Genomic DNA, 24144 nt, shown 5'->3' on the forward strand with positions numbered 1-24144 from the left:
AAGTCATTATTTGTCAATCATTCAACTGCTAAACTCGTAATCTGTCCATCTTCTGCTGCCTGCGTCATATGCTGATGACAGGTAAAATAAAACAGCTGTGTTTCAAAACGCGTGAGTTCATTCATCAACTCCAGCACTCTTCCTAGACGAACATGATCAAAATGAACGAAGCTGTCATCCATCATAAACGGAAGCTGACATTCATGCTGATGAGACAAGGCGAGTGCAAAACGAATGGCCAGATAGACTTGTTCACAGGTTGCTTGTGAGAGCTCTTCTGGGCGGAATATTCGTCCGTCCATCCTTTTCACGATCAGCCGGTCATCCTCGGGTGAAAATAAAATGGCTTCATATCGATCATTTGTTAACGGCTGAATAAAGCGGGAAGCTGTTTGCAGCAGTGCTGGCAGCCTTTTTTCTTTATGTTCATTCAATTTTTCTCGAATGACGGAGCGAACAAGCTGAACCGCCGCCCATTTTTTCGCAAGGTGCTTTGCATGCTCCTGCTCAGCTGAAAGCTGATGAGTCAAATCAGACACCGTACCTGAAGCTTCTATTTGCCGGATTTCCACTGCTCGTTCTGCCAGACGTTTTTCCATTTTCGCCGCATTCGTTTGTATGTTATTCAGGTGCTGCTTTGCTTCCGTACACTCTTCTTCAAGAAGACGCAATCCTTTACGAACAATCAATTCTTCCTCATCAAAGCAGCCGCTTCTATGCAGCTCTTGATTCAGCTGCTGCAAATGGGAAAGCCGTTCCCGATATTCTTTCGATAGATGGGAAAGAATTTGGTAATCTTTTTTGGACTCTGCCTCTACTTGACGAAAAAGCGCGTTCATTTGTTTTTCGTAATAGTCAATTTCCCCTTCCAGCGCCGTGATCTGCTGTTTCACATGTTGAATCGATACACCCAATGTCTGACGTTCTTTTTCTCTTTTCGCCTCATCTTTCAAAATCTCTTGAAAGGCCGAGATGTTCTCTTGAATGGTGCCTTCCTTTCGTTGCAGAAGACTGCTTAACGCTTCCACCCTTTGCTCATAATTGGATTGCTGGCCGGCAAGGTCGTCTATTTCCCGGCTAAGCTCCTCATATTCCGCTGTATCCGTTTTTAATTGCTTCAGAATAAGAAAGGCTTCTACTAGGAAAGAAAGCTCTGAGGACAAGCCCAGCTGTCTTTTCTTTTCCTCTACTTGCTGCTGGACAGGTTCCAGCTCCTGCTCCCAGTCTTCATATTGCCGGATGATCCTTTCGTACAAAAGCTCCTTCTGCCTCACAAGCGTTTCAGCTGAAGCTGCCTGCACTTGGAAGGAATCGAATGTTCCCCAGCCGCTTCCCTGTTTCACCTGTGTCGATTTCAAAAATGGGTAAATAGAATAGAAGACAAAAACAGAAAACCCTGCAAATAAGAAAGTAACCCACCACTCTGTTAAAAAGAAAAGGACAAGCAGAAATGCAGCATCAAACGTCACCATCACAGGAAATAACCACGCCCGGGAATGAACCTGTTTCTCTTTTGTTCTTGTTTCCCCAGTTTCCACTGTACTGTGCGATTTGGCCTGCTGTTCCTTTAATCCTTTTAAAGCGGTTTCCGCTTCTTCCAGCTCATGTCTTGCATGATCAAACCGGTCATCCAGCTGTGCCTTTCTGTCCATTAAACGAACGTATTGGCTGACAGCCTCCTTTAATTCCCACTCAAATTCAAGGGAGTCGTCAATCTGATCAAGCTTGAGTGAACGCTGCCACTTTAGCTTCGCTGCGGCTTCGTCCATTTTTTGTTTCAATGAATCACGTTCTGCTTTACATTCAGCTAAGCGGTTTTTGACACGTTCAGCATGAGAAGATTCATCAACGACACGCTTCATCTCCAGTAATGTATCCTTGTCATAAAGCGGTTGAACTTGTGCCAGCGAGGTTTGCAAATGATCTAATTTTTGCTTTAGTGCAGTCATTTGAGCCTTTTTCGGGTGAAGGTGTGATTCTAATTTATCCAATTCATGCTCTGTTTCTGCTCTAAAGCGTTTGACTCGTTCTGGATAACGGGCTAATTCTTTTTTTAACTCCATCTTCTTCTCTATCATGGGATAAAGTCGAATGTGTTCGTTTAACTGCTGAATCTGTTCTTCTGTCTGCTTCATTTCCTTTTGAAGCGCTGCGATATTCTCTATTAATTCAGAATGCTCCCGTTTTTTCTCTGTATAACGGCCTTCTGCCAATCTAGCTTGTTTCAGCTGGGCAGCCAGCTCTTTTAAACGATCAAGCTGCTGGTTTAATTCCGGCTTGCGTCCATTTGGTTTAAACAGCTGCTCCTGCTGCTTAAGCAGCCTGCTATCCATCTTAGAGGCAGCATCTGAGCCAAATAAACTTGAGAAAAGGAGGAATTCACCGATTTGATCTTCGTTTAAGGCTTGGACATTTTGCAGTCCAAACACATCAAATGAATAGATTGATTGGAATAATCTGCGATCTGTTCCCTTTAATAGAGTCCGCAAGAATGCTTCATCTTTCACTTCACCATTCGGTAAAAACACCTGTGCTTGACCGCCTCGATCGGACGATCTCTCAATGTGAATGACACCTAACTCCTCATCTAAGCAAGTGAGGGAGCCGCCATAGAAAGATCCTTGTTTCGGCTTGTATATCTTGTTTTTTGAAAAACCAAATAACATCGACTCAATAAACGCCTTCAATGTCGTTTTCCCCGATTCATTCAGGCCATAAACTAGCTGAAAACCGTCATCAGAAAAGTGAAAGGTTCGATTTGAAAATTTCCCGAAATTCGCTATATGGAGTGAACGTATTTTCATCATACCTCTCCTTTTCTCATAATTGCTTCAGCTGTTCCGTCAGCAGCCTTTGTGCTTCTTCTTTTATATCCAATTCATCCTCTTTTGTGAGCGCTTTTCCTGACTTCCTGTAGATTGGGTGACGCTTGATCGGTAAAAGCAGCTCTTCATATGACTCAAACTGTGCAATTTCTGCCGTTAGTTCCTTCAAAAAGGAATCCTCTGGATAGATCACATTCTCATTTGTTCGGCAGTCAATTGACATCACCCAAACGAACACGTCTTCATCTTCCTCCTGCTCATGAAAAACTGTCATCAGCTCTTCGAGGACCTCAAGCTGCGTATGCTCAAAGTAAGAAGGTGCATCACCTGTCAATTCAATTCTCACAAAATGAGGAACGCCTTCCTCTTTCAGCTCATTGATTTTGCCTTCCACAAGTGTGACAAGATCCGTCATATGAGCCGTTTCTGTGATGTCTATTGCTAGTGTATCAAAGATGATATCAGCACAGCTGATAAAATCCGCTGCCAGAGAATCTTCGGAGAGGTGAATCAAGTAACAGCCTTTTTCTCCCGTTTCTTTTATATGTCTGCCTTGCACATTACCAGGGTAAATAATAAATGGGTCTTCATGAAGGAGGGCTCTTTTATGTATATGTCCGAGCGCCCAATAATCAAAATCCCGTGCTATGAGCTGCTGAAGCTGAAATGGGGCATATGCATCATGTCCTTCTTGTCCGGCTAAAGTGCCGTGAAGCATCGCAATGTGATAGGCAGCATCTGTTGTTTTGACATAATGAGATGTCATATTTTCATAGACAGCCCGCTCTTTGTAGCTAAACCCATAAATACTCGCGACAAGCTGCTTCCCTCGATAATAGGAGTGCTCACTTGGTGTACTGCTCGAAAAGACATGTACATTCTCGGGCCACTCAATCGGTGTCCATTCCCCGCCTAAATGATCATGATTCCCATAAATAATAAAGACTTCAATTCCGTGCGTTTGCAGTCTTACAAACTGATTTCTTAAAAACAGCTGTGCTTTTAAGCTGCGATTGGATTCATCAAATAAATCTCCGCTCAGCAGCACAAAGTCTACCGCCCGCGCAACGGCAAGATCAAAGATGTTCTTAGCACTTTGGAATGTACTTTCTTTGAGCCGCTTAAATATAGAATTAGGTATCGTCGACATTCCTGCAAATGGACTGTCTAAATGTAAATCTGCGGCATGAATAAAGGTGAGCTTAGTCAAACGTCTATCTCCTTGTCCGATACTGTCATTGTCCATATTTTATCATGCCATTTTTACGAATGCACGTTCTATCACTCTCAATCTAAAAAACACATTTTTAAGGACTAAAAAAGAGGTTTTGTCTTATTCCATGTTTAATTACATTAAAAAACAGAGGAAAGGAAGATGAGGCATGGAGAAGACATACTTTTTAACCGTATTTGACCGGTCGGGTGAGACTTTATTAAATGAAAAAATCACAGCGGATAATGACAAGAAAGCAAAGGAATTAGGACGCCATCGCTTAATAGAACAGCAATACACAAAGCATTCTCATCGACTCGTTGATCAAGCAGGAAAGCTGCTTTTATTTGAACGTTAAAAAAGCCGGCTTTCGCCGGCCTCATGTTCATTTATGCTTTTTGAAAGACAGGACGTCTTTTTTCTAAAAAGGCTTGTATACCTTCCTTGTGATCATGACTTTTTCTCAGTCTTGCCTGTGCTGCTCTCTCTTTTTGAAGAACTGCTAAGAGCTTTGATTCTGACTGCTGAAAATAGATCATCTTTGTTTCGATAAAGGCTTGAAGCGGCATGTTCATAAATGGCTTCACACACACTTTTTGGTACGTATCGACCTCATCCTGAAACACCCCGTCTGCAAGGCGCAGCTTTAACGCTTCTTCAGCCGGCAGCTTTTGTCCGCTCCAAATCAATTGTTTAGCGGTTTGCTCACTCACTCTTTTTGTGAGGAAAAAATGCCCCCCGCCATCTGGAATTAATCCTACTCCATTAAAATTCATGGCGAGTTTTGCATCCTGATGCATAAACAAGTAGTCACAGCTTAGAGCAAAGCTAAAAGCGAGGCCTGCTGCTGACCCGTGGACAAGCGCAATCGTCACTTTTTTCATACTAGCTAGAGAAAGTGTAATTCCCTCGATCAAATCCATCACACGATGGAAATCTTCTTCACTTTCCTGCTTGAGCATCATCCCAATATCTCCGCCTGCTGAAAATCCTTTTCCCGCTCCCTTGATGACAACGACTTTTGCACTGCTTTCCTCCGCTGCATCACATGCTTCTTTGAATTCAGCAAACATGTCCACATGAAAAGAATTATAAGCTTCAGACCTATTGAAAACGATTTCAAAAACATCCCCGTCTAACTGACAATTGATATATGTCATCATCCATCCCCCTCTTCTTTTAAAAGCTCATAACATACTTCCATTTCCATCATGTAAAACCTTTTTCTCTAAATAAAAAATTTCAAGATCAATTGATACTAAAATAAGCATAATGATTGAAACAAGAAATATATTTTTATATAGTAAAAAAAGAAAGAAAATAAATTTGAAAGGAGGAGGATGATTGATCAGATGTTCCATCATGATATTGGTTAGCTTCATCGTCATGTTTTCTCCTTTTTCAAATGTCGTTTTTGCTTCACAGGCAGAAGCGAGCACACCTAGCCTGATTTCTCCATCCATTTATGATGAAGAAATCAATGCTGTGAAGACACCTTCGTTTTCAAAAAAACATGCTTCATCCATTCTGTTGAAGGACAGATTATCAATGATGGATGCCAAGACTTTTCTACCAAAGCCTGCCCCATCAGCTGCATTGTCCATTGATCTATGTTTTTTGGAAATGAAGTGTGCGATCCCCGTTATGTATCAATCTAATTACCTCTACTGATTCATTTTATTTCATCCGCATTTACTATATAAAAAACACAGACTATCAAATTCGGAGGGATAAAATGAACATTAAAGAAAATGATCTTCCTGGGATCGGAAAGAAATTTGAAATTGAAACGAGAAATAGAGAAAAGATGACGATTGTGATTCATGATGATGGCAGACGGGAAATTTATCGTTTTGACGATGATGATCCAGATGAAGTGCTGTCTACCATTTCACTCGATGATGCTGAATCCCGGCAAATCGCTGCTATTATCGGCGGTATGGTGTATAAACCGCAGGCACTAGAAACCATTGAAATGGCCTTCAACGACTTGATCATTGAATGGTTTAAGGTGGAAAAAGGTGCAAAAGCGGTTGGACATACACTCGGTGATTTAGATGTGAGACAAAATTATGAAGTCACCGTGATTGCGATCATTAAACATACAAATGAAAAATTACTCAACCCTGGTGCCGATTCAATTATTCAAGCAAATGATACGATGGTCATTTCGGGCGAAAGAAAACACTTGAAACGATTGGTACGTGATTTTCTTTCTAGAGGGGGAGAGTGATGAATGGATCATTTAGTCTTTGAAGTTGGGACGGCGCTAATTCTTATCGCCATCGCCAGCTTAATCGCCAATAAAATTAAATTTTCTATCATCCCTTTTCTCATCGTCCTCGGAATGATTGTTGGGCCGCATGCTCCAACCATCGGGATCATTGATTTGAAATTTATCGAAAGCACGGAGATCATTTCGTTTTTTGGCAGAATGGGCGTCCTGTTCCTTCTTTTCTATCTTGGACTTGAGTTCTCTGTCGGAAAACTCATTAAATCGGGTAAATCTATTGCAGTCGGCGGTTCTATTTATATTTTGATCAACTTCAGCTTAGGACTGCTCTACGGTTTTATCACAGGGTTTGGATTCCTTGAGGTTCTCATTATGGCAGGGGTGATCACCATTTCATCCAGCGCCATTGTGGCCAAGGTCCTTGTCGATTTGAAACGGACGGCAAATCCTGAAACAGAGTTAATTTTAGGGATTATTATGTTTGAGGATATTTTCCTTGCCGTATATTTATCCGTCGTATCAGGTCTTGTTCTTGGAGATGCCACTACTGTTGGCGGTGCCTTATTATCGATTTTAATCGCTTTTGGTTATATGATGCTTTTCTTTATCATTGCGCGGAAGCTGCCAAAACTATTAAATAAGTTGTTTGATATCCGTTCAAACGAAGTGTTCATCATTGTGATTTTTGCCGCTTTGTTCTTTGTCGCTGGTTTTTCAGAAACAATTCATGTAGCAGAGGCTATTGGAGCTCTCTTACTTGGTCTTGTTTTCTCAGAAACAGAGCACTCAGACCGCATCGAGCATCTCGTGGTTCCGTTTAGAGATTTCTTTGGAGCGATGTTCTTTTTCAGCTTTGGTCTCAGTATCGATCCGTTTACATTGGGTGATGCCTTCTGGCTTGCGATCGGCGCTGTGATTCTTACCTTAATTGGGAACTTCACTGCCGGAATGTTCGCTGGACGGAGAGCTGGATTTTCTCATAAAGCCTCTTCTAATATTGGATTAACCATCGTATCGAGAGGAGAGTTTTCAATCATTGTTGCCGAGCTTGGCATCGCCGGCGGACTTGCCGCTACTTTGAAGCCCTTTGCTGCATTGTATGTCTTAATCCTTGCGATCTTAGGACCGCTCGTAACGAAAGAATCTAAGAAAATCTATCAAATCCTAAACAAAATCTTCAAATGGAAACCTGAAAAACCAAAAGTAAAAAAAGAAACGACGATCTAATGAAAAAGGGCCCTATGCTTGGGCCCTTTTTTATGTCTTATTCAAATTGCTGAAATGCAGTTTCTTGCTTGACTGGCGCTTCCTCGGCCCCGCGAATGGTTCGAATGACTTTCTGGTTGCGGTAAATCGATAGTTTCAAATTGGTCGCCGCCGTTCCATGAGAATGATCAAGATTCGTGAATGTAAAGAAATGATTTGAGCGTTTGTCTTTGAACACAAGCCTGAAGTCGTCTGTCACTTTAAAATGCTCATCACTTTCCCATTCAATCAAAGGTTCATATGCACTAAACCATTCAGGAATATTCGGCGTGTATCCTGTAGCCAATACAGCATGATCTACAGTTATGCTTTTTTCTTTCTTCAGCTGCCACTGTTTGAGATGCAGCTCCAAAGGCTGATGCTCTCCTCTTTGAATCGCTTCAAGCTCGGTCATTGGCTGAATGAGCACAGATGGCTCTTCACCTGAAACGGAGCGATGATACAACTCCTGATAAATGCGCGAAAGCGTTGATGCATCGATGCCATTTCTTAATCCTGTCAGCCTAGGCAATGTGTTCATACGTTCTTCATAAGGAAGCGAATGAAAATACTCGACATACTTTGGTGTAAAAAGTTCTTGGCCAAGTTCTGCCGTCTCCAGCTCTCTAAATTCACTAGAACGTGTAAACCATGAAAGCTGCTGTCCTTTCTTTTGATGCTGAAGCAGGTCTAAGAAAATTTCAGCTGCACTCTGCCCTGAGCCGATTACCGCCACCGACTCAGCTTCGTGAAGTGCTTTCTGCTGATCTAAATAACGGCTGCTATGGGTCACATATGGGTATGCTGCTTCAGGCACATCGACTGGAATCATTGGTTTGCTTCCTGTGCCTAACACGACATGCTTTGCACGATACTCAGAAAGCGCTCCATCTTTCAGCCGTCTGACTTTCACAAGGTAGCCATCTTGGCAGTCCGTCACTTCTTCTACCTTCATCCCGAACTGACAGCTGTCTAATTCTCCTGCCACCCATGATAAATACTCATTGAATTCTCTCCGAGGGATATCAAACTGTTCAAATGTATAGAACCGGTGAAGTCTATTTGATTCATGTAAATAATTTAAAAATGTATACCTGCTCCTTGGATTCGCCATTGTGACAAGGTCTGCTAAAAAGGAAACTTGCAAATCCGTTCCTTTGATCAGCATACCAGGATGCCAAGCAAACTCAGACTCTTGTTCAAAAAAACAGCATGAGACATCCTCATACTCCTCTAACAAAGCGGCCAATCCTAAATTGGCGGGCCCAATCCCAATTCCGATCACATCTATCATATGTACACCTGCTTTACCTTTTTATCACTTATATACCCTTTTACAAATGAAAAAAACACTGCGTCATCGCAGTGTTTAAACGTGAGAAATAAATAATGATTCAAGGAATTGAATCTTCTCTTCTGTATAGTGTTCATACCGGTCATTATACGATTTTGGATCTTTTGGATTGGCATACTGCGTAATTTTTCCTGATCGTGGATCAATGAATTTACTTGCTGCACCACATCCAATGCCAATGATTGTCTGTACTTCTTCCATGATAATGATATTATACAAACTTTCCTGTCCATCTAATGAATACCCGACATTTTCGAGATTTCCCAAAATATTTTTTTGTCTATATAAATAATACGGGTGATATTGATGTGCTTTCGTCCAAGAGACCGCTTCATCCATCATACGCGTGATTTCTTCTCGGTCTGCTACTTGGTATTTCTCCTTATTGCGCGTCATTTCAGATGCTCTTTTAAAGGAGAGTGTATGCACGGTTAAAGATTCAGGCTTGAGCTCTTCAGTCTGCTGCAAGGAGTGCTGAAATTCTTTGAGCCCTTCTCCCGGCAATCCAATGATTAAGTCCATATTGATATTATTCATGCCGTACTGTCTTGATAAGTGATACTTTTCAATCGTTTCTTCCACACTATGATGCCTGCCAATAGCCTTTAGTGTTTCATTCTCATACGATTGCGGGTTAATGCTAATCCGGTCAATATTGTAGCGGTTTAGCACCTCTAGCTTATCAGGGGAAATCGTATCAGGACGCCCTGCTTCGACAGTCACTTCCCGTATATGCTTCACATCAGGGAACGAGCGATACATTTCTTCATACAGCAAGTCCATTTCTTCCGCTGTGATGCTCGTTGGCGTGCCTCCGCCAAAGTAAACGGTCGTCACTTTGATCCCGTGTTCTTTTAGCCATGCGCCCATTTTTTGCATTTCATAATGCAGACCAAACAAAAACGTTCCCACTCTGCCAGCTTGTCCTTTAATGGCGTAAGCAGGGAACGTGCAGTAAGCACATTTTGTGGGGCAGAAAGGAATGCCAATATAAATACTCACTTCCTGCTGAAGGTCATACAGATCTGGAATGGCTTTAAGCTGACGATCGACAATCTCCTGCATCAAATTGATTTTTTCATCATGAATCAAGTAATCACGCTTTAACGCCGCATGTGCATCTTCCTTTGACATGCCCTCTCTCAGCATCTTATGAAGCAATTTCGTCGGACGTATTCCTGTGAGAATCCCCCACTTTTGTGTCATTCCTGTGTGCTCCTGAAGCAAGTGTAAATAAACAGACAGCACTGTGTTTTTGATTTGTTTCCAGCGCTCCTTATCGTTCAAGCTCTCTGGAACATCCCGCGAAAAACGACTGGTGATGTCTGATCCATCGATATGACCAGATGCTTCCACCATGCCATTTTCTTCCTTCCAGCTAAATTCCATGATCAAACCATCATCCAGTTCACTTGGTTCAAACATCACTTCACTATCTTCTTCAAATAAATTGGCTATATTGACAAGCGGGCGATGAAATCGTTCATCTGACAGCCCTTTAATTAAAATTCGCATCATATCACCTTTATCTTCAAACTTGTTTCATTTTACAAAATTCATGTAGGAAAAGCAATGAAGGGAAAAGACGAAGGCCCGTCATTTCTTGATTGACAGGGCCTTCACTGTATTATCGCTTAATATCAAATTGATGTAAAAATCCTTCTCTTTGCTGCATTCTAAAGTATTCCTTGATCATATAAGCCACACCCTGTTCATCATGCGAGCGCGTCACCCAATCGGCTTTACGCTTGACATCATTGGGGGCGTTTCCCATAGCAACGCCTAAACCAGCCAATTCAAGCATTGGAATGTCATCTGTTCCATGACCAATGACAACCGTATCTTCTAAAGTAAAACCGAGTGCAGAGGTTAAAAGAGAAAGTCCCGCTTCCTTCGAAACCCCTTTGCATACAATATTCATTTTCTCATCACTGATCCTAATAAGATCAACAGATGGGAATGCTTGTTGAATGGTCCTGTGAATTTCAGGCTGAAGCTCCGCGGTCGAATATACTTCAATCACTGGAGTACTGACTGGTTCATCCATCAGCATATCACTTAACGATTCAACAAATTGGACGGGATAGAAAATGGGATCAGACGGATGAATGAGCGTCTTTCCCATCAGCTGAGACTGCGTTTTTTTCCGGTTGCCGATCGAGAATTTTTCATGCAGCAAGCGGACATTACAATCGAAGCTTTCAAGGATTTGCACAAGATTAAATGTCTTTTCTTCCGTTAATTTTTTCACATGAAGCGGCTCATCGAGTTTATCGGCGATAAATGCACCACTATGCGTCACAAGGGTTGATGTTGGAATCTTCAACGCCTTGGCAATTTTTTGAGCGGAACGAAAATGCCGGTTGGTGACAATCGTCACGTAAACCCCTTTTTTCTTTACATATTCAACAGCTTCTTTTGTAGCAGAATGGATTTTACCATTGGAACGAAGTAACGTCCCATCTATATTGAGTGCAAGTAGTTTTTTTGACACTGAGGCATCCCCCTTCTTGATGACTGTACTTACGATGAGGATATGCCCTAGCTTGGTGCTTTAGAACATGCAGTTGAAAGAGCCCTAGGTTATGAATAGATGGATAAATAAAAAAAGCCTACCCCTAGGCTTTTTTTTATGTATGGTTTGGATGCGTTACAATGGAGTGATGAAGCTCCCCATGATCCCCTTATCATTTACACACCAAAGCATTGCTTATATCAGATCCCCTTATGATGCTTTGCGTTTCTCCCAGAAGCGCTTCTCTCTCGTTTGGCTCAACGCCATAAATCCCAAGTGAAACGCACCCAATTGTCCCTTGAGAGCGCCTTTTTGAAAGCACTTTCAATATAAGTATTATCGCAGAATTTATGTGCTTCGACAACCTTTTTTTAAAAGATAATGAGGAGAAAAGATAAAACAAAAAAGGGCGAATGACATCGCCCTTTCCATTAGTTTTCTTCTGGATTCCCATAAAGCTCTTCAAGTGGCTTCATGATAATTTTATTTAATTCACCGATAAGAACACTCACACGTTGTTCTGCTTCCATCAACTGAGAGATTTTGTCGTGCTGCTGAACAAGAGCAACTGTTTTTTGAGCTTGCTCCACTTCTTCTTGTGTGATCTCTTGACCAGTCATTTGTTTTTGTTGAAGGTTTACTTGAATGTCACGGAAGTTCTCAAACATTCTTTTAGAGGACTCATCCGCGTTTACCTCATCATAAAGATTTCTTAAAGTTGAATATTCTTCGCTATGACGCAATGCTTTTTCAAGGTCATATGCAACATCATAAAGATTTACAGACATGTTATGTCTCCTTTCTATCCGTTATCACCGATATGATCGGCGGACACCACTCCACTATAACAAACTATGGCTTTCGTTTCACATATATACAATGAATTCATTAAAATTTCTATAGCTTGTCTTAGAATAGCGCCACAAAAACAGCCTGGATAGCACCAATCATCCCGCCTAAAAGACCGCCTAGAAATGTTATCATCTTCAGCTCCTTATTAGAGATGCTGACTACAAGCTCTTCCATTTTTTCAAGCGGGAAAAGTTCAATTTGTTCACGAATGATATCTTCAAATTGCAGCTTTGCAAGCAGACTCTCTAAAGCATTTGAAGCCGCTTCGATCCCCTTATCAATCAACACTGGCGCAAAATGTGTTTTAAGGTCATCCGCTACAGCACTGACATATGTTCCAACTGGTTTGTCTAATATCAGCTTTGTAGAAAAATGAGAAAGCAATTGATTTTTCACACTAAAAATAAGTTCCTTCACATTCCATTTTTCATCAAGCTCATAAAGAGAAAATTGCTTCACCTTGTCCCATTCTTGAACAAGTAAATCTGCTAAAAATCTTTTTGTTTCTGCATTTCTTAAGAACTTGATAATTTCTGGATGCACACGGTCAATTAAGCTTGAATTCCCTAGAAACATTTGGACCATACTGCCAAGCATTCCCCGTTCTTTTAAGAAATCATCAATCATATTGCCAAGCCTGGCTTTGCCTTCATCACTTTCAAAATAATGAATGCCTCTCTTTAAAATATAATCTGCTGCATCTGGAATTTTTGATGATATTTTGGTTTCCACTTCTACCGGGAGCAATTCAGATAAAGTTTGCTCGTTATATGTTTCAAGCAATGAAGCGAGCTTCTGGTCAGACCACTGATGGAGCCATCTATCTGCTTTGACATCAGCCTGTGAAAAGCCGAATTTTTCTAGCAGTGAGAATACGGTGATCTCCATATTTGCGCCTTTGTCAATATATCGATGGAATGTACGCAGGATCTCCTGCTTTGCCTCCGATGATTCAAATCGCCTTTGAATACCTTCTGGCGTGAGCAAATGCTCCATAACCATGACACCAACCTGCTTGGCTACTTCGTCTCTTCTTTTAGGGATAAGGCCTGGTGTAAATGGAAGCTGTTTTCCGAATAAGTAATATGGCTTATAAGGCCGAAAAAGCATTTTAATTGCAAGATGGTTTGTCGCTGCTCCTATGACTGCGCCGATAACAATCATAAAGATAAACGTTGTGAATATATTCAAAGTCGTCATCTACCTTTCAAACAACACCCGAGGTTTATTGTTTTGATCTATACGTATTATAGTTGTTGTCAAGTTCCCAAGCAAATGAAGCATGCAGCGAGACATATGATCAAGCGATCTGTCGTAATGATAAAGGAGCGTAAGCTTTATGTAAAATCATAAAAAAATGTTTTTTGATGGTAAAAAAAAAAGTTGAAAAGAAGGTGTTTTTTAATGACAACATTAGGTATTGCGAGCCTTTCTCCGCAGTATGAAGAGGCATTCACACGGCAGCTCGCCAAAGCTGCCTCTTCTTATCGTTTAGAGGTTGTTCGTTTTACACCATTTGATTTAAAGCCGGCTTCAAATTTGATACAAGGCCAAGCATATACGAATGGCCAAGGGTTTGCCGACGCACAATTTCCGATTCCCGACTTGATTTATGACCGATGTCTTTACCGGCATGACGCACAATCTAAAAAAGCAAAACCCATCATGGAATGGCTAAAAAAATATCCAAAAACAGTTTTTTTGAATACCGGCATTTCAAATAAAATGGTGCTATTTGAGCAGCTCCGTCTCCTCTCTGCTTTACAGCCATATTTACCTGGCTGCTTTTTATTAAAAGAGCCCTCAGACCTGATCAATATGGTAAGGGAGTACGGTGCTGGCGGTTATTGTAGAATGCAGCCTCTCTCCCCTCAGCATGCAGCATCTACTTACTTCATTTCCTTTGATGGCAAATCAACATTTACTGTTCAACTAAGTTCCAATCAAACCATTACATTTTCTCGTACGTCAGAGCTGGAGCGCTGGTGCAAAAAATATGCAGGCCGGTATTTCCTTCAATTTTTCAACACGAATGATCAAAAAGAAATTTTATTCAATGAAATCAAGATTTTCCTTATGAAAGATTCACAAAATCAATGGAAACGCATGGGAATTCACACAAAATCACCTGCAGAAAATTGTCTTTTAAGTCATACACAAAAATCAGCTCCTGTGATAGGCTTTGAACACTATCTAAATACATTGCAGCCACACATCAAGGAACTCCTTTTAGATGATATTGCATCCATTCAGGCATCACTCCCAGCTTATATAGATAAAACTTACTCTCCTTGCTTTGAATTCGCAGTAGACTTACTTCATACAAGTGAAGGCAGACTTTTCATATCAAATATCAGATCAAAGCCAGGGCGGTCCGCTTTTTTAAATGTTTATCCTGAGAAGGAACATGAATTGATTCGTATCATTCTTGAACATGCGCAATCGATAAAGTCTCAACCGAAGGAGGTTTCTTATGAACAGAAAGCGTTGCATCATCGCCCCACACCTTACAAGTGAAAAAACAATTCATCTTCCCGTCCATTATAAACAGAAAGATGCCATCTATTCTCTTGCTCTAGGGTCTCGTTTAGTAGATGGCTTCAACATTTCCTATCATCAGCATCCAAATAAAATTTTATTATCTGAAGATCTATACAGAGGTTTACTGATTCCTTACCAATCAAAAGCTGATGTGATCATCATTGACCATACACTTTTTATAGGGCCGTTGGTTGGCATTTTCACTGCAGGTTTTGAGCAAAGTACACAGCCATTAGGAACGAGATCAGAATTTTTTATCAAACTGCTGCACTCTTTCAGGCAGCATCCTGGTTTTGCCTATCTTTTTGGGTCACATTCTATTGATTGGGAAAAAGGAATTGTAGAAGGACTGTTGTACCACGAAGATTCATGGGTTAAAAAACAGCTTCCCCTTCCGTCAGTCATTTATGACCGGCTTCCAAATAGAAAAGCTGCTCAGTCGGCACTCATTCAAGAAACGAAGCGAAAGCTCACCCAAGACTATGATATCCCTTGGTTCAACCCTTACTTTTTTAATAAATGGGAGATTCATGAACAGCTATTAACAGATGAAAAAACATGGTCCTTTCTCCCACATTCTGTACAATTAGATCCCGTGGACGCTCTTAGTAAAATTGAAACACTCCTCCATCTGCATCAAGTTATATACTTAAAACCAACAAACGGAAGTCATGGAGACGGGATTTATCAGTTAAAAAAGGAAAACGACGGAATCACTGTATCCTCAAATTTCGGAAATTCTATTCCATATGATTCAATAGATCAGTTTGTTCAAAGGCTGCGAAAGGATCATGCAATTCATGATTTTATTGCACAACAAGGCATTGAGCTTCTTCAAATAGACAATCAACCGATGGATTTCAGAGTTCATACGAATAAAAATAAAGAAGGTGATTGGACAGTCACAGCAGCAGCAGCAAAGGTTTCTGGAGATCATACCATTACGACTCACCAGTTACACGGGGGGACGGTGAAAACACTTTATGCTGTCTTTCCAGAAGAAAAGAAACGTTTGCAGATTTTACAGCAGCTTTCTCATACTGCCATCATGCTTAGCCAGGTGATAGATAAAAAAATGACCGGGCATATTGGTGAAATCGGTTTTGACTTAGGCATTGATCAAACAGGTGCAATTTGGATGTTCGAAGCAAATTCTCGCCCTGGCCGAGAGATTTTCCAGCATGTCTCTTTGAAAAAATCAGAATGGCTGATTGGAAAAAGAATCATGGATTACGCATCTTACCTTTCAAAAACGGCACTCACCACTTCAGATCACGCGAACGTCTACTGACGCTTTTTTGTCACATGTCAGTGCTCTTAAATCTATGCTTTTTCTATGCTCTTTTCATGAGATGAGATACAATAAAATCAAGTTCAAGGTTGTTTCCGTGTTGTCGTGTTTGTTTATTGTTTCATCAATAAAAGCAAGGAGGCAATGATGATATGATTTCTCATTTTCAATGGAAACCCCTTTTTAAGAAAGCACAATTGCCAGGCTGGAAAATATCCTTTTTCCACAATGGTGCACACTATGAAGGCATCTACCACAAAACAGGTGACATTGAATGGGGCTCTCAGCTTCCGCCCCATGAAGTAGAACCAACTTTAAAAGAAGAAATCCACGAATTAATGCTGTTCCATGTCTATGATTAAACTGTTTAAGGAGCCCCGCCATGTTAGAAAAATTAAAACTTGTTTACGGAGACCATATCATCAGCACACCTACTCATGACAAACAAATTCTTTGGTATCAAACAGACGAAGGTGAAATATTTGGAGTAAACAAATCGGAGCTTTCAGAAAGAGAAACACTTCTTCTCAACTCTTTTCTTACACCAATTGATCTATTTCAAAAAGCGCAGACCGAGGATGAACAAAAATGGTTCAGCTATCTTTTTGAAAACAAACCACTAACTGTCCAACATCCCGTCCGTGTTTATTATTTTCAAATGATCCATCAAGAAGAACAAAGACAGCAAATAAAAGAGGCTGTGAATAACAGCCTCGAACATACTCATTTCATATGGACAGGCCCTGAAACAGCTATGCTGATTCAACCAAATGCCACATCAGAAAACAGTCAATTAGATCAGTTAAATGATTTGTCTCTAGCTATTACAAGTGATTTTTTAACAGACTCAGTCTTTATACAAGGACAGCTGCATTTGCCAAATGACCATTTACAGATGAGGTTATTAAATGAACAACAGCTATTTTTATACCATATGCAGCAAGAAAAGCTTAGATCAGGGGCTGCCACATTTTATCAATGCCTGCCTTCGTTCATTTGTTATGATGCATCCGCACTCTCTCATGCTATTTCAGATGCTTTTAAAGAAACGGTCTTTGACCGAGATGTTTACCGAACTCTCATGACCTATATGCAATGTAATTTAAACGCATCCAAGGCAGCAAAAGCGTTATATGTTCACAGAAACAGTCTTCAATATCGAATTGATAAATTTATTGAGCGCACTGGGCTAGATATACGACATTTTCCAGAAGCATCCGCTGCTTATTTGATGATGACTCTACTCGATCTTTCATAAAGAATGAAAACATGAGCACCCTGCCCAAAAATGAACATAGGATGTTGTGCACGTTGTCCATTTACAGACTCTTCCTCATTTTATACACTTTATTTACTAGTAAAGCGCTTTCAAAAAAAGAGGGACTGGGGAGGCTGACATCTAATGGCTGAAATGATGCTCAATCAAATTTATAAAGTATACGATAACAAAGTAACAGCAGTAGACAACTTTAATCTACATATAGAAGATAAAGAATTTATTGTGTTTGTTGGTCCATCAGGCTGCGGAAAATCAACAACCCTTCGCATGATTGCAGGTCTAGAAGAAATATCACAAGGAGACTTTCTGTTAGATGGAAAACGGATGAATGATGTAGCGCCGAAAGACCGGGATATTGCAATGGTTTTCCAAAACTATGCATTATATCCTCATATGAATGTATACGATAATATGGCTTTTGGATTAAAGCTTCGGAAGTTTCCGAAAGCAGAAATTGATGAGCGGGTTCGAAATGCCGCTAAAATATTAGGGCTTGAGCAATATTTAGACAGAAAACCAAAAGCACTGTCTGGCGGTCAAAGACAGCGTGTTGCACTTGGCAGAGCGATTGTACGTGATGCAAAGGTTTTCCTTTTGGATGAGCCGCTTTCTAATTTAGATGCAAAACTCCGTGTTCAGATGCGTGCTGAAATTTCTAAGCTTCATCAGCGTCTGCAAACAACATTTATCTATGTGACACATGATCAGACTGAAGCCATGACAATGGCAACACGCCTTGTTGTCATGAAAGATGGTTTTATTCAGCAGGTAGGAGCGCCGAAAGATGTATATGAAAACCCAGAGAATGTGTTTGTAGGTGGATTTATCGGCTCACCTGCGATGAACTTTTTTACAGGAAAGCTCTCTGACGGTGCCATTGCGGTTGGAAAAACTCATATTCGTGTACCAGAAGGAAAAATGAAAGTATTACGCAGCCAAGGCTATATTGGAAAGGATGTCATTTTAGGCATCAGACCAGAAGATTTTCACGATGAACCAGTATTTATAGAGGCGTCTGAAGGCACAAAAATTCATGCTGACGTAGAAGTAGCTGAATTAATGGGGGCAGAAACGATGCTTTATTCTTCTATCGATGGTCAATCGTTTATTGCACGTGTGGATTCTCGTACCGATGTACAGGCCGGACAGTCTATCCCTCTTGCGATTAATATGAACAAAGCCCATTTCTTTGATTCGGATACGGAGCTGCGCATCCGCTCAGCAGAATAAATAGATATATAAGCAGCACCATCACTCATCATTGGGTGATGGTTTTTTGTATGTTAACACAACATTTACCATGTTCTTTTTTCGTATGTTTTTTTCGGAAATAACCATAATACTTAGTACAAAGCAGTTACTGCATTGGGTTTCGCCAAGTGGCAAATGACTTGATCATTTCGCTGGTGCGATTCCAGCAAACCCAACCAAAAAAACAAATCATATACAAAAAGGAGAATCACATCATGGCTAATTCTAATAGTTCAAACCAATTACTAGTTCCTGGAGCAGAGCAAGCGATCGATCAAATGAAATACGAAATCGCTTCTGAATTTGGTGTAAATCTTGGAGCAGAAACAACATCTCGTGCTAACGGTTCAGTTGGTGGAGAAATTACAAAACGTCTTGTGTCTTTCGCTCAACAAAACCTTGGCGGAACAAAAGCTTAATTTCATATCTGGATCATAGAAGGCACCTCTTATGGTGTCTTCTTTTTTTGTTTTTATCCCTCACCAAACTCCTTTCAGCTCATATCATGTAGTAGAAAGGAGCGGATCTTCATGGACATTTTTTCTGGTATGAACTTTGAACTTTTACAATTTGTAGGGATCTCTCTATTATGTGAATATGCTCATAGTATTCGGTCCTTTCATCTTTATAAAAAAAGCATCACATAAAAGTTGTACCAATTTGGGTTCTTTTCACTTATAGTATGTAGTGGAGGGATCGAACAGATGAAAATAGCTCTTTTCGGTGCTCATGGACGTGTAGGACAAGCATTTCTTCGTTTCGTTCAAGTAGATGAACGTTACATGGTTCGTTCATTGATTCGGACAAACCGAGAAGAAATGCTTGCGGGTATGTTTCAAGTCACCGGCAATTCAAGAAATCGAGAAGATGTGCTTGAGACAATTAAAGGAGCAGATATTGTTGTAAGCTGTCTATCAACAGATGGTGATGATACATTATCTGTTTCAATGGAGCATATCGTACAAGCCATGAAGCAAACAAATACATCAAGAATTATTACAATTGGTACAGCAGGTATTTTAAAAGCAAGGCAGCAGCCGGAGCTTTACCGTTTTGAAACAAATGAATCAAAGCGGACCACTTCCCGAGCAGCTAAAGAGCATGCGAAAGCGTTTGAAATCCTTCAATCGACTGATCTAGATTGGACCATTATTTGTCCAACCTATTTACCAGATGGAGAAGTGACACGGTCATATCGCTATGAGAAAGATTTTCTCCCTATAGATGGAAAGAAAATTTCAGTTGAAGATACCGCACACTTTTTATATCAGCAGTTAAATTCGAAGGAGTTTGTACATCAACGCGTCGGCATCGCTTATTGATGATGATGCCTGTCCAAACAATATAACCAGTAAAAGTCGAGGACAGTACCCTCGACTTTTTCATGCAAAGGAAAGAGCCTCTTCCAATTGAATGAGGCTCTTTTTTTCTACTATTCATCAGCTGTTTGCAACAGCACCTTTTTGCAGTTCATACATTTGTGCATACAGCCCTTCTTGCTGCATGAGTTGTTCATGACTGCCACGCTCGACGATTTCACCTTTTTCTAACACCAAGATCATATCGGCTTTTTTAATAGTGGATAATCGGTGAGCGATCACAAAAGTTGTTCGTCCTTCTTTAACTACATCAAGCGCCCGCTGAATGATCGCTTCTGTTTCTGTATCAATGTTCGCGGTGGCTTCATCTAAAATTAAAATCGCTGGATCGTACGCTAATGCGCGCGCAAATGAAATCAACTGACGTTCCCCTGAGGAAAGGGTGCTTCCCTTTTCAACGACTGGTTCATCAAAGCCTTCTGGCAGGTGCTTCAATAACTCTGCGGCACCTACTTGCTTTAATGAGGATTCAATCGTTTCTCTTTTGATGTCTTCATTTCCTAAGCTCACATTGGAAGCAATCGTTCCAGAAAATAAATACGGGTCTTGCAGCACAATGCCCATTTGTTTACGCAGCGTTTGGCGCGACTGATCATAAATGCTTTCGCCATCTATGAAAATGTCTCCTTGCTGAATGTCATAAAAACGCAGCAGCAAGTTCATGATCGAGCTTTTCCCAGAACCAGTATGCCCCACAAGTGCAACCGTTTGACCTTTCTTCGCTTCAAACGTAATGTTCTTTAAGACATTTTTCCCTTCATTATAAGCAAAGGTGACATCTTTGAACTGAACGTGTCCCTCCAGCTTCTTCTGAACAGGTTCTTCCACTTCTGTTCCTGGTTCATCTAATAATCGGAAAACCCTTTCTGATGAAACCCTTGCTAATTCCAACCTAGAGAACTGATTCACAATGCCTGTAATCGGCTGGAACAATCGATTTAAATAATCGACAAACGCATAGAGCACACCAATGGACACAATGCCTGTCGCACTTAGCGACGCACCGCCAAAATACCAAATGAGTGCGACATATGCTAAATTTCGCAGCAGGTTAACCAAGTTATGTGAAAGAAGTGAATTTAAATGCAGCATCTTTCGCTGATATCGAAAGTGATTGTTGTTCAGCTCATCAAATTCCTCTTGCGTCGCTTTTTCATGACGAAAGGCTTGAATGATTGTCATCCCTTGAATGGCTTCATTTAGTTTGGCATTGATTTCACTGATGATCGAACGAATGCGGTGATTGTACACCGATGCAAACTTTCTATAAGTCATCGACCATAGGAAAATAATCGGTACAGCGACCAAACAGATGAGTGCCAGCTTCACATTTAATAAAAACATGGCAATGTAAATCCCAATCATGTAAATAGCACTTGTCACGAAATTTGCAAGGACTGTTACATATAAATCACGAATGGTTTCCGTGTCATTTGTTATCCTTGCGACAACCTTTCCAGCCGGTAAATTATCAAAATAGCGGATCGGCAGCGTTTGGATGTGCTCAAATACGTCTACCCTCATTTTTTGAATAATTCGATTTGCAATCCTCTGGAGCAAATAATGCTGCCCATACTGAAAGAAAATCGCAACGATGAGCAGTCCTAGATAAAATAGAACAAGCTGCACCAAACCACTGATTTCTGGCTGATAAAAAGCGAAAATCTCCTCTTTTGATAAACGCTGTACCTCATAGGTCTCACGCTCGTTCCCATTATCAATGGTGAGCTGATCTCCCGATATTTTTCTGTTTCCATCAAAACGAATCGGCTCATTCACAAAATAGTAACCGAACCCGACTTGCACTACATTGATTTGCTTTCCAGAATCCATTCCATTATTTAATCGATCGCTTCGTATATAGTTATTTCCCTGGTAATAAACGGTTTTGTCTGTCTTTTCATTGACCTCGACATACGGTTTTTCTACACCTAAAATATGATCATCAATCATTTTCTTCCCAATAAACGGCCCTGTCAGCTCAGCACCAACTGCAATCATTAGAAAGATTAAGGCAACAGACAATACTTTCTTATATAGGAGTGCGTAGGCAAGGAGTCTTCTTCCTGTTGTCATGCCTCATCCCCTCCTTCCAGCTGATTTGTTAGCTGCTGACGCAAAAATTGTTCTTTGTACCACCCATCCTGCTGGATGAGCTCGTTGTGGGTGCCCTTTTGGACAATGCGTCCTTCTTCCATGACAAGAATGAGATCGGCATGTTCAACAGCTGATAGGCGATGAGTTGTAATAAACGTCGTTTTGCCATGACGGTTTTGTCTTAGATTTTCTAGGATAGCGGTTTCTGTTTTTGCATCTACCGCAGACAATGAGTCATCCAGAATTAAAATGTCTGGATCAATTAATAAAGCACGTGCAATGGATATTCGCTGTTTTTGTCCGCCTGACAGCGCCACACCTTTTTCCCCAACCATGGTTTCCAGACCCTCTGGCAAAAGGCGTAAATCCTTTTCAAAGTAAGCATCTTTGATTGCTTGTGCTAACTCATCTTGTTTCGCGTCACGATGACCAAAGCGCATATTCTGTTCCACGCTTTTTGAGAAAAGTATATGATCCTGTGGTACATATCCGATCCATTGAAATAACTGATCTAATTCAATGTCTTGGATCGGGACACCTGATAGCAAGATTTGCCCATCACCTGCTGGATACTGGCGCAGAAGCTGTTTGACAATGGTCGTTTTGCCGCTTCCTGTTTTGCCTGTAATCCCAATTGTCTGCCCTTTTCGAACGGTAAAGGACACATCAATGAGATTATCTTTAGATGAGGTTGGATATCTGAATGTCACATGATCAAACTCAATATCTCCAGGCTCCTGTAACGTTTTTGGCTGAGCAGCATCTGTTACGTCCGGCTTATAGCTGAGTGTATGATTCAACCGGTCTAACGACGCATTTCCTCTTTGCATAATATTAATCAATTCGCCGATCGCAAACATTGGCCAGATCATCATGCCAAGATAGACGTTAAATGCAACAAGCTCCCCAATGGTCAAATCACTTTGGAACACGAGATAGGCTCCGTAGCCGATTCCGATTAAGTAGCTGATCCCCACAAGTAATTTCACTGTCGGCTCAAACAAAGAATCAATGATCGCCACTCGCATGTTTTTTTGAAATACATCATCTGTCATGTCGCGAAAGCGTTCGACATCTTGTTTCTCCTGCACAAAAGACCGAATGACCCGGACACCTGCCACTGATTCAAGAACGCGATCGTTCATATCACCAAATGCATCTTGAGCGACTGTAAAGCGCTCATGGATTTTGCTTCCATAAAACGCAATCAAGAGCGCCATCAGCGGCATAGGAATAATCGCCATTAAGGTTAATTTCCAGCTAATCGTCAGCCCCATCGTAAAGAAGATCATCAGCATATAAGCAGTGGAATCAACCAAGGTCAGAACGCCAAAGCCTGTTGTTAAGGCCACAGCATTCAAGTCGTTTGTACCTAATGCCATTAAGTTGCCCGTTTTTTTCTTTTCATAAAAAGTAGGCGTCATCTTAAGCAAGTGGCGCATCAGTTTCCCACGCATCACACGCTCCATGACATTTGCGCCGCCAAATAACTGATACATCCAAAAATATGTAAGTGTATAGACGACGACACCTAGTAAGCAAAAAATGGTCACATAAAACACAATACTGGATGTTGTAAATTGACCAGAACGAATGTCATCAACTGCCTGGCCAAGGTATCTTGGCGGCAGCATTTCAAGCACATTCACAATGAGCAGGAGCGTAATAGCAATCGTATAACGCCTCCACTCTTGTTTAAAGAACCAGCCTAATTTCGCAAATACTGAAAACATGTTTGTCTCTCCTTTTCAAGCTAGCCGCTTTCTAAATTTTCCTGCAAGTCACCTTGTTTCGTTTTTTGAGCTTTTGTCATTTGTCTTGATTTTGGCTTGTTCACATGCTTTCACTCCTCTTCATTTACTTGTTGTTTTTCATCCCTTTATTTCGAAATGCGAAATGAATTCAACAAAAAAAGAGGCCACCAGCTTGCTGGTACGCCTCTTTTCGTCATGTAAAAAGGCGCATGTTGACAAATACGCAACATACGCCTTGATTCATCCGATCAATTGGAACAGACGAGTTCCTTTTCAATGACCAATGAAGGTGTAATTGTCACGTGAATCAACCCA

The 24144-nt window shown here is 40.9% G+C and carries 21 protein-coding genes; 11 read left to right on the plus strand and 10 right to left on the minus strand.

From position 1 onward, the window contains the following. Positions 1-17 precede the first annotated feature (17 nt). Together M1D84_RS14015 and M1D84_RS14020 are read right to left on the minus strand one after the other, a co-directional pair. A complete protein-coding gene (locus tag M1D84_RS14015; RefSeq protein ID WP_458106303.1) occupies positions 18-2804 on the minus strand; it encodes an AAA family ATPase in 2787 nt (928 codons plus the stop codon). A gap of 16 nt (positions 2805-2820) precedes the next feature. Then, positions 2821-4035, minus strand: a complete 1215-nt coding sequence (locus M1D84_RS14020) for a metallophosphoesterase family protein (RefSeq protein ID WP_332284677.1) — start codon at positions 4033-4035, stop codon at positions 2821-2823. A gap of 172 nt (positions 4036-4207) precedes the next feature. Here M1D84_RS14020 and M1D84_RS14025 point away from each other — a divergent pair, with 172 nt between their 5' ends. Then, a complete protein-coding gene (locus M1D84_RS14025; RefSeq protein WP_208946546.1) occupies positions 4208-4396 on the plus strand; it encodes a YhzD family protein in 189 nt (62 codons plus the stop codon). A gap of 31 nt (positions 4397-4427) precedes the next feature. Here M1D84_RS14025 and M1D84_RS14030 read toward each other — a convergent pair whose 3' ends face one another. After that, positions 4428-5201, minus strand: a complete 774-nt coding sequence (locus tag M1D84_RS14030) for an enoyl-CoA hydratase (protein WP_133744027.1) — start codon at positions 5199-5201, stop codon at positions 4428-4430. A gap of 181 nt (positions 5202-5382) precedes the next feature. Between M1D84_RS14030 and M1D84_RS14035 the strand changes: the two genes are divergently transcribed. From M1D84_RS14035 to M1D84_RS14045, 3 genes are all read left to right on the plus strand, one after another. Beyond that, positions 5383-5709, plus strand: coding sequence for a potassium:proton antiporter (locus M1D84_RS14035; protein WP_224426399.1), 327 nt, complete (start codon positions 5383-5385; stop codon positions 5707-5709). Positions 5710-5773: 64 nt separating this feature from the next. Continuing rightward, positions 5774-6271 (plus strand): cation:proton antiporter regulatory subunit, encoded by a 498-nt coding sequence (locus M1D84_RS14040; RefSeq protein WP_024425442.1) that lies wholly within the window; start codon positions 5774-5776, stop codon positions 6269-6271. 3 nt (positions 6272-6274) lie between these two features. Further along, positions 6275-7498, plus strand: coding sequence for a cation:proton antiporter (locus M1D84_RS14045; RefSeq protein WP_034282218.1), 1224 nt, complete (start codon positions 6275-6277; stop codon positions 7496-7498). A 37-nt stretch (positions 7499-7535) separates the two neighbouring features. Here M1D84_RS14045 and M1D84_RS14050 read toward each other — a convergent pair whose 3' ends face one another. The 5 genes from M1D84_RS14050 to M1D84_RS14070 form a co-directional block, all read right to left on the minus strand. Beyond that, positions 7536-8810, minus strand: a complete 1275-nt coding sequence (locus tag M1D84_RS14050; RefSeq protein WP_332284679.1) for a lysine N(6)-hydroxylase/L-ornithine N(5)-oxygenase family protein — start codon at positions 8808-8810, stop codon at positions 7536-7538. Positions 8811-8885: 75 nt separating this feature from the next. After that, a complete protein-coding gene (locus M1D84_RS14055; RefSeq protein WP_332284680.1) occupies positions 8886-10385 on the minus strand; it encodes a coproporphyrinogen III oxidase in 1500 nt (499 codons plus the stop codon). 112 nt (positions 10386-10497) lie between these two features. Then, positions 10498-11364, minus strand: a complete 867-nt coding sequence (locus M1D84_RS14060) for a Cof-type HAD-IIB family hydrolase (protein WP_039177545.1) — start codon at positions 11362-11364, stop codon at positions 10498-10500. A gap of 452 nt (positions 11365-11816) precedes the next feature. Next, entirely contained in the window at positions 11817-12173 is a 357-nt protein-coding gene (locus M1D84_RS14065; RefSeq protein ID WP_024425750.1) for a YlbF family regulator, read from the minus strand. 121 nt (positions 12174-12294) lie between these two features. Continuing rightward, complete coding sequence (locus M1D84_RS14070) at positions 12295-13428, minus strand: DUF445 domain-containing protein (RefSeq protein WP_133744028.1); 1134 nt, start codon at positions 13426-13428, stop codon at positions 12295-12297. Positions 13429-13641: 213 nt separating this feature from the next. On the opposite strand from M1D84_RS14070, the gene M1D84_RS14075 reads away from it, so the two are divergent. From M1D84_RS14075 to M1D84_RS14105, 7 genes are all read left to right on the plus strand, one after another. Beyond that, positions 13642-14754, plus strand: a complete 1113-nt coding sequence (locus tag M1D84_RS14075; RefSeq protein WP_281237250.1) for a YheC/YheD family protein — start codon at positions 13642-13644, stop codon at positions 14752-14754. Next, positions 14711-16069, plus strand: coding sequence for a YheC/YheD family endospore coat-associated protein (locus M1D84_RS14080; protein WP_103132127.1), 1359 nt, complete (start codon positions 14711-14713; stop codon positions 16067-16069). Before M1D84_RS14075 ends, M1D84_RS14080 begins: the two co-directional genes overlap by 44 nt. Positions 16070-16221: 152 nt before the next feature. Beyond that, positions 16222-16431 carry a YheE family protein gene (locus M1D84_RS14085; RefSeq protein WP_003211787.1) on the plus strand — a complete coding sequence of 70 codons (210 nt, stop codon included), beginning with the start codon at positions 16222-16224 and terminating at the stop codon, positions 16429-16431. Between the two features lie 20 nt (positions 16432-16451). Continuing rightward, positions 16452-17327 carry a helix-turn-helix domain-containing protein gene (locus M1D84_RS14090; protein ID WP_281237251.1) on the plus strand — a complete coding sequence of 292 codons (876 nt, stop codon included), beginning with the start codon at positions 16452-16454 and terminating at the stop codon, positions 17325-17327. A gap of 144 nt (positions 17328-17471) precedes the next feature. Beyond that, positions 17472-18578, plus strand: coding sequence for an ABC transporter ATP-binding protein (locus tag M1D84_RS14095; RefSeq protein WP_024425745.1), 1107 nt, complete (start codon positions 17472-17474; stop codon positions 18576-18578). Between the two features lie 236 nt (positions 18579-18814). Beyond that, on the plus strand, positions 18815-19018 hold the full coding sequence (locus M1D84_RS14100; RefSeq protein WP_024425744.1) for an alpha/beta-type small acid-soluble spore protein: 204 nt from the start codon (positions 18815-18817) through the stop codon (positions 19016-19018). 285 nt (positions 19019-19303) lie between these two features. Then, entirely contained in the window at positions 19304-19921 is a 618-nt protein-coding gene (locus M1D84_RS14105; protein WP_073204529.1) for an NAD(P)-dependent oxidoreductase, read from the plus strand. Positions 19922-20038: 117 nt separating this feature from the next. Here M1D84_RS14105 and M1D84_RS14110 read toward each other — a convergent pair whose 3' ends face one another. Both M1D84_RS14110 and M1D84_RS14115 read right to left on the minus strand, forming a co-directional pair. Next, the gene (locus M1D84_RS14110; RefSeq protein ID WP_024425742.1) at positions 20039-22054 is read right to left on the minus strand and encodes an ABC transporter ATP-binding protein; all 2016 of its coding nucleotides are present in this window, start codon (positions 22052-22054) and stop codon (positions 20039-20041) included. Then, positions 22051-23808, minus strand: a complete 1758-nt coding sequence (locus M1D84_RS14115) for an ABC transporter ATP-binding protein (protein ID WP_024425741.1) — start codon at positions 23806-23808, stop codon at positions 22051-22053. Before M1D84_RS14115 ends, M1D84_RS14110 begins: the two co-directional genes overlap by 4 nt. Positions 23809-24144: the final 336 nt, after the last annotated feature.

The organism is Bacillus sp. PK5-006, assembly GCF_054161415.1.

Excerpts from the sequence above, each read along its gene's own strand:
- M1D84_RS14015 (WP_458106303.1), bottom strand. The coding sequence starts at position 2,804 with ATGAAAATACGTTCACTCCATATAGCGAATTTCGGGAAATTTTCAAAT.
- M1D84_RS14025 (WP_208946546.1), top strand. The coding sequence starts at position 4,208 with ATGGAGAAGACATACTTTTTAACCGTATTTGACCGGTCGGGTGAGACT.
- M1D84_RS14030 (WP_133744027.1), bottom strand. The coding sequence starts at position 5,201 with ATGATGACATATATCAATTGTCAGTTAGACGGGGATGTTTTTGAAATC.
- M1D84_RS14040 (WP_024425442.1), top strand. The coding sequence starts at position 5,774 with ATGAACATTAAAGAAAATGATCTTCCTGGGATCGGAAAGAAATTTGAA.
- M1D84_RS14045 (WP_034282218.1), top strand. The coding sequence starts at position 6,275 with ATGGATCATTTAGTCTTTGAAGTTGGGACGGCGCTAATTCTTATCGCC.
- M1D84_RS14050 (WP_332284679.1), bottom strand. The coding sequence starts at position 8,810 with ATGATAGATGTGATCGGAATTGGGATTGGGCCCGCCAATTTAGGATTG.
- M1D84_RS14055 (WP_332284680.1), bottom strand. The coding sequence starts at position 10,385 with ATGCGAATTTTAATTAAAGGGCTGTCAGATGAACGATTTCATCGCCCG.
- M1D84_RS14065 (WP_024425750.1), bottom strand. The coding sequence starts at position 12,173 with ATGTCTGTAAATCTTTATGATGTTGCATATGACCTTGAAAAAGCATTG.
- M1D84_RS14075 (WP_281237250.1), top strand. The coding sequence starts at position 13,642 with ATGACAACATTAGGTATTGCGAGCCTTTCTCCGCAGTATGAAGAGGCA.
- M1D84_RS14080 (WP_103132127.1), top strand. The coding sequence starts at position 14,711 with ATGAACAGAAAGCGTTGCATCATCGCCCCACACCTTACAAGTGAAAAA.
- M1D84_RS14085 (WP_003211787.1), top strand. The coding sequence starts at position 16,222 with ATGATTTCTCATTTTCAATGGAAACCCCTTTTTAAGAAAGCACAATTG.
- M1D84_RS14090 (WP_281237251.1), top strand. The coding sequence starts at position 16,452 with ATGTTAGAAAAATTAAAACTTGTTTACGGAGACCATATCATCAGCACA.
- M1D84_RS14095 (WP_024425745.1), top strand. The coding sequence starts at position 17,472 with ATGGCTGAAATGATGCTCAATCAAATTTATAAAGTATACGATAACAAA.
- M1D84_RS14100 (WP_024425744.1), top strand. The coding sequence starts at position 18,815 with ATGGCTAATTCTAATAGTTCAAACCAATTACTAGTTCCTGGAGCAGAG.
- M1D84_RS14105 (WP_073204529.1), top strand. The coding sequence starts at position 19,304 with ATGAAAATAGCTCTTTTCGGTGCTCATGGACGTGTAGGACAAGCATTT.
- M1D84_RS14110 (WP_024425742.1), bottom strand. The coding sequence starts at position 22,054 with ATGACAACAGGAAGAAGACTCCTTGCCTACGCACTCCTATATAAGAAA.
- M1D84_RS14115 (WP_024425741.1), bottom strand. The coding sequence starts at position 23,808 with ATGTTTTCAGTATTTGCGAAATTAGGCTGGTTCTTTAAACAAGAGTGG.